4 protein-coding genes are annotated in these 5,972 nt (G+C 71.3%); 2 read left to right on the top strand and 2 right to left on the bottom strand.

What is annotated here, in order from left to right; translation table 11 throughout:
• Positions 1 to 468, top strand: a 468-nt coding sequence (locus tag D180_RS15470) for an ATP-binding cassette domain-containing protein (protein WP_017913511.1), incomplete at its 5' end; no start/stop codon positions are given.
• Positions 469 to 880: 412 nt separating this feature from the next.
• Positions 881 to 3,055, top strand: a complete 2,175-nt coding sequence (gene rlmKL, locus D180_RS15465; RefSeq protein WP_017913510.1) for a bifunctional 23S rRNA (guanine(2069)-N(7))-methyltransferase RlmK/23S rRNA (guanine(2445)-N(2))-methyltransferase RlmL — start codon at positions 881 to 883, stop codon at positions 3,053 to 3,055.
• 227 nt (positions 3,056 to 3,282) lie between these two features.
• Here rlmKL and D180_RS15460 read toward each other — a convergent pair whose 3' ends face one another.
• Together D180_RS15460 and D180_RS15455 are read right to left on the bottom strand one after the other, a co-directional pair.
• On the bottom strand, positions 3,283 to 4,326 hold the full coding sequence (locus D180_RS15460; protein ID WP_017908816.1) for an HD domain-containing phosphohydrolase: 1,044 nt from the start codon (positions 4,324 to 4,326) through the stop codon (positions 3,283 to 3,285).
• Positions 4,323 to 5,972, bottom strand: a 1,650-nt coding sequence (locus tag D180_RS15455) for a response regulator (RefSeq protein ID WP_017913509.1), incomplete at its 5' end; no start/stop codon positions are given. The genes D180_RS15455 and D180_RS15460, both read right to left, overlap by 4 nt.

Below are 5,972 nucleotides of genomic sequence, written 5' to 3'. Positions count from 1 at the left end.
CGGGTGCTGGCCGGGCAGGTGGCGGCGTTGTCCGGCAGTTGCCGGGTGCGCGCCGCCAGCGCCTACCTGGACCAGTCGTTGGCGGCGCTGGACCCGGCTGCCACCGCGCTGGCGCAGGTGCAGGCCGCCACGCCCGGCATCGCACTCGCCGACCTGCGCACGCGGCTGGCCTTGCTCGGCCTGGATGCGCAGCGCATCGGCGTGCCCTGCGGCCAGCTCAGCGGCGGCGAGCGGCTGAAGACTGCGCTGGCCTGCGCCTTCTACCGCACGCCGCCGGCCGAACTGCTGTTGCTGGACGAGCCGGACAACCACCTGGACCGCGAAGCCCGCGACGCGTTGCGCGCGGTGCTGCTGCAGTACCCCGGCGCGCTGCTGGTGGTCTCGCACGATGCGGAGTTCCTGGACACGCTGCGCCTGCAGCAGCGCTTGCAGGCCGATCCCGAGGCGTGGCGGCTGACGCCGTGGTGAGCGGCGTACGCTGCCGTCGACGGGGTCTGCCGCCGGGCATGCCCGGCGCCGGATTCGTGGTCTCGCATTGCGCGATGCGTCGCGCACCAAGGCGTCAGGAGGGCGCGTCTGCAGCGCCAGCTTCATCTGCCACGGCGCGGGGTGGTCGCGAAGCGAACGCCGGCGGGCGACGTCGCTGTGCCCGTCACACGAGGCCAGTGACGGCCGCGGCGCACCCTGCGCCAGGGCACCGCGCAGCAGGCAGGGGCGCACGGACCCTGTGGTATTCTGCGCGCCGTTCCGGTGCGGTGCGTGCGCGTGCCCATCCCTCGATCCGCGGCCGCGGCCGCGGTAACGCCGGATCCGGCGCTGCGATGCGCCACGCGCGCGGCGCCCGCCGTGCCTCCCTCCCGTCCGTCCTGGTCCGCCTTCCGTGAAATTCTTTGTCTCCTGCGCCAAGGGCCTGGAATACCTGCTCGTCGATGAACTGCTCGCGCTTGGCGTGGCGCAGGCCACCGCCACCGTCGCCGGGGTCAATGCCGAAGGCAGCCTGCAGGACGCGCAGCGCGCGGTGCTGTGGTCGCGCCTGGCCAGCCGGGTGCTGTGGCCGTTGCAGTCCTTCGACTGCCCCGACGAGGCGGCACTGTACGCCGGCGTGGCCGCGCTGCCGTGGCGCAGCCATCTGGCGCCGCAGCACACCCTCGCGGTGGATGCGCATGTGTCCGGCACCGGCATCACCCATGCGCGCTTCGCGGCGCAGCGGGTCAAGGATGCGGTGGTGGACACGCTGCGCGGCGAGGGCCTGGAGCGGCCGTCGGTGGACGTGGAGCACCCGGACCTGCGCCTGAACCTGTCGCTGCGCAAGGGCCGCGCGACGCTGTCGGTGGACCTGGGCGGCGGCTCGCTGCACCGGCGCGGCTGGCGCCAGGCGCAGAACGAGGCGCCGCTGAAGGAGAACCTGGCTGCGGCGGTGCTGCTGCGCGGGCAGTGGCCGGCCTTGTATGCGCAGGGTGGCGGGCTGCTGGATCCGATGTGCGGCAGCGGCACACTGCTGATCGAAGGCGCGCTGATGGCCGCCGATGTCGCGCCGGGCCTGCTGCGCGGCGAACTGGCGGCGCAGCAGCGCGGCGACACTGATGCCGATGCCGCGCCGAGTCGCTGGCTGGGGTTCGACGTGGCGTCCTGGCGTTCGCTGCTGGCCGAGGCACGGCAGCGCGCCCAGGCCGGTCGCGCCGCGTTGCGGCCGGTGCTGTACGCCAGCGACATCGACCCGCATGCGCTGCGCGCGGCGCGCGAGAACGCGCTGGCGGCCGGCGTGGTCGAGGCGATCTCCTTCGCCGCGCACGACGTCGCGGCGTTGCCTGCGCCGGCGCAGGCGCTGGGCACGGTGGTGTGCAATCCCCCCTACGACGAGCGCCTGGCCGCCGACGCGGCGCTGTACCGGCGCCTGGGCGATGCGCTCAAGCGCGCGGTGCCGCAGTGGCGCGCCAGCCTGCTGTGCGGCAGCGACGAACTGGCCTATGCCACCGGCCTGCGCGCGGCCAAGAAGTACCAGATGTTCAACGGCGCGCTGGAATGCCCGTTGATCGTCTGCGACCCGATCGCGGTCGCGCCGCGGGCCGGCGCCGCGGAGGAACCGCGTGCGCTCAGCGACGGCGCGCAGATGGTCGCCAACCGCCTGCGCAAGAACCTGCGCAAGTTCAAGACCTGGCGCGCGCGCGCGCGGATCGGCTGCTACCGCGCCTACGACGCCGACCTGCCCGAGTACGCGGCGGCGATCGACGTGTACCAGGAAGACGGCGGCCAGGCGCGCACGTTCCTGCACGTGCAGGAGTACGCGGCGCCGGACAGCATTCCCGACGTGGACGTGCGCCGCCGCCGCAACGAACTGCTGGCGGCGGCGCGCGAGGTGTTCGCGGTGCCGGCCGAGCAGGTGGCGCTGAAGACCCGCGAACGCGGCAAGGGCGGCAGCAAGTACGGCCGTTTCGAGCAGCGCGGCGAGTTCCTGGTGGTGCGCGAGCACGACGCGCTGCTGCGGGTGAACCTGTTCGACTACCTGGATACCGGGCTGTTCCTCGACCACCGCCCGCTGCGCGGGGTGATGGCGCAGCAGGCGCGCGGCAAGCGTTTCCTCAACCTGTTCTGCTACACCGGCGTGGCCAGCGTGCAGGCGGCGGTGGCCGGCGCCGATTCCACCACCAGCGTGGACCTGTCCGGCACCTATCTGCAGTGGTGCGCCGACAACCTGGCGTTCAACGGCAAGGGCGGCGCCCAGCACCGGCTGGTGCAGGCCGACGCGCTGAGCTGGCTGGAAGCGGAGAAGAACCGCTACGACGTGATCTTCTGCGACCCGCCGACCTTCTCCAACTCCGCGCGCGCCGAGGATTTCGACATCCAGCGCGAGCACGTGCGGCTGTTGCGCGCGGCGGTGGCGCGGCTGATGCCCGAGGGCGTGCTGTACTTCTCCAACAACTTCCGCCGCTTCAAGCTGGACGAGAACGCGCTGGCCGAATTCGCGGTATGCGAGGAGATCAGCGCGCAGACCATCGACGTGGATTTCGAGCGCAACCCGCGCATCCACCGCGCCTGGCGTCTGCAGCGGCGCTGAGAAGCGGTGCCTCGTGTGTCTTTCTGAAGGAGTGGCTTCAGCCGCGATGGGCGTGACCGGGCACGCACGTCGCGGAGCGTAACGCGCTGTTGCTTCTCCATCCGGGAGAAGGGGCCCCGAAGGGGCGGGTGAGGGGACGGGCGACGCCGCGTGTCCTCGATCTCTGCGCGTCGCTTCGCGCCGTCCCCTCACCCCAACCCCCTCTCCCGGGGGGAGAGGGGCTTGTATCAATTGCCGTGATGCCCCAGCGCGGTCTGCGCCTTGCCGCGTGGCGGCGGGTCATCCTCGGTCTCGCGCTCGTTCCAGTACGCCTGGATCTGCAGGATCTGCGGCAGGATCGCCTCGAACAACTCGACCAGACGCGGCTCGAACTGGCTGCCGGCCTTGTCGCGGAACAGCGCCATCGCCTGCTCCAGCGGCCATGCGTCCTTGTACGGGCGCGGTGAGGTGAGCGCATCGAACACGTCGGCCAGCGCCACGATCCGTGCCGATTCGGGAATCTGCGTGCCTGAAACGCCGGCCGGGTAACCGCCGCCGTCCCAGTGCTCGTGGTGGTACAGGGAGACCTCGGCGGCTAGCCGGAACAGCGGTGCGCTGCTGCGGCTGAGGATGTCGTAGCCGATCCGCGGGTGCCGCTTCATGACCTGCCACTCGTCGGCGTCCAGCGGCCCGGGCTTCTTCAGCACCGCATCGGGGATGCCGATCTTGCCGGTGTCGTGCATCGGCGCGGCCTGTTCCAGCAGATCGGCGTCCTCGCACGACCAGCCGGCGGCCAGCGCGAGCGCGCGGGCGTAGGCGGCCATGCGCCAGATATGCGTGCCGGTGTCCGAGTCGCTGTAGTGGCCGGCCATGCCCAGCATCTGGATCGCGTCGCGATGGCTGTCGGCCAGGCTGGTGGCGCTGACCAGCGACAGGTGGGTGCGCACCCGCGCGCGCAGAATGCTCGGCGAGTAGGGCTTGGTGATGTAGTCCACGCCGCCGGCGTCGAACCCGATGCTCTCGTCGGTGTCCTTGTCCTTGCCGGTGACGAAGATGATCGGGATCGCCGCGCTGCGCGCATCTTCCTTCAGGGTGCGGGCGAGGGTGTAGCCGTCGATGTCGGGCAGGTCGACATCCAGCAGGATCAGCGCCGGGCGGTGCTTGGCCACCCCGCGCAGGGCTTCGGCGCCGTTCTTGGCAAACACCAGCGCGTAGTCCTCGCGCAGGAGCTGGCGGATCAGCGCCAGGTTGCTGGGTTCGTCATCGACACAGAGGATGCAAGGCTGGGTCATGGCGTGTTCCCGTCTGATACGCGCTGCTGCGCGGGCGGCGCACTCTTATGATTTTGATCATCGGCCAGCCATCGCCTGACTTGAGCCTCGGCTTCGCGGAAGGAAAAATTCTCCAGCAACAGTTGCAGTTCGGCGGCCTGTGCCGCCGGCAGGACCGGCGCCAGTTGCCGCAGCGTGCGGTCGATGCGGTCCGGATCGTCGCTGTCCAGCACCTGCAGCACCTGATACCAGGACGCCTGCAGCGTCGCCGGATCGACCGCGGCGAGGTTCGCTGCCGCGGGTGGCGCCGCACCCTGGGTGGCGTCGGCGAAGCGCAGCACTTCGGCCGCGGTGTCGGCCATCGCCGCGGCCAGCGCGGCGATCTCGGCATCGGCCTGCGTCGGCGCCGTGCTCAAGCGTTCTTCGAGGGCGGCGCTGGCGATGCTCAACGCCGGCAAGGCCAGCGATCCGGCGGAGCCGCGCAACTTGTGCGCCAGCGACACGGCCTCGGCCGGCCGTTGCGCTTCCACCAGGGTGCGGACGCTGGCCGCCGGGTCGGGATGTTCCTGCAACAGCTTCAGCAGATAGCGCCGATACGGCTCGCGTTCGCCCCAGAGCCGCTGCGCCTGGACGGTATCGAGCAACGCAGGGTCGCTGACCGGCCAGTCGTCCGCCGGCAGCACCGGCGGTGGCACCGCCAGCGGCAGCAGCGGCAGCGAGGTCAGGTTCGGCGGCAGGAACCGGCGGATGATCGCGATCAGGTTCTCGACCTGGAACGGTTTGGCGATGAAGCCGTTCATGCCGCTGGACAGCGCCATCTCCTGCTGCTGGCGATAGGCGCCGGCGGTGAGGGCGATCACCGGTACGGCGGCCAGGTCCGGATCGGCACGCAGTTGCCGGGTGGCTTCGTAGCCGTCCATGGTCGGCATCTGCACGTCCATCAGCACGACGTGGAAGCGGCCGGGATCGCGGCGTAGCCGCTGCAGCGCCTGGGCGCCGTCCTGCGCCAGCTCGACCAGCGCGCCTTCGCCTTCGAGGATGCGCTGCGCGACCTCGCGGTTGATGTCGCTGTCGTCGACCACCAGCAAGCGGGCCCCGGCCAGGCGTGCGACGCCGTCGCCGGGCGCTGCCGCGGGCAGCTCGCCGTTGCGACGCGCCAGCAGCATGGCGATGGTGCGCTGCAGGGCCGAGGCGGTGACCGGCTTGGTCATCACCGCATCCACGTCGGCGACGCCAGGCTGCTGCTCCTGGATCATGCGCCGCTCGTAGGCGGTGACCATGACGATGATCGGCTGCCGGTCCGGCGCCGATTGCGCGCGGATGCGCTGGGCCACGCTCAACCCGTCCAGGTCGGGCATGCGCCAGTCCAGCAGGATCACGTCGAACTCGGCCCGTTCCGGCGCGGCCGCGGCCAACGCGGCGGTGCCGCTGGACACCGCTTCCACCTGCCAGCCGAAGCCGTTGGCGATGTCGGTCAGGCTGCGTCTCACCAGGTCGTGGTCGTCGGCGATCAGCACCCGCCGCGCCTGCGCCGGTGCGTCGTCGTCGGCCGGTGCCGGCGCCACCGCGAACGGAATGACGAAGTAGAAATCGCTGCCCTGGCCGGGGGCGCTCTGCACTTCCAGTTGTCCGCCCATCAGTTCCACCAGGCGCCGGCTGATGGTCAG

Origin of the sequence: Xanthomonas sp. SHU 166 (genome assembly GCF_000364685.1) — a bacterium.
Lineage (GTDB): Bacteria > Pseudomonadota > Gammaproteobacteria > Xanthomonadales > Xanthomonadaceae > Xanthomonas_A > Xanthomonas_A sontii.
The sequence above is the reverse complement of the archived record's forward strand: the minus strand, read 5'-3'. Positions and strand labels throughout refer to the sequence as shown.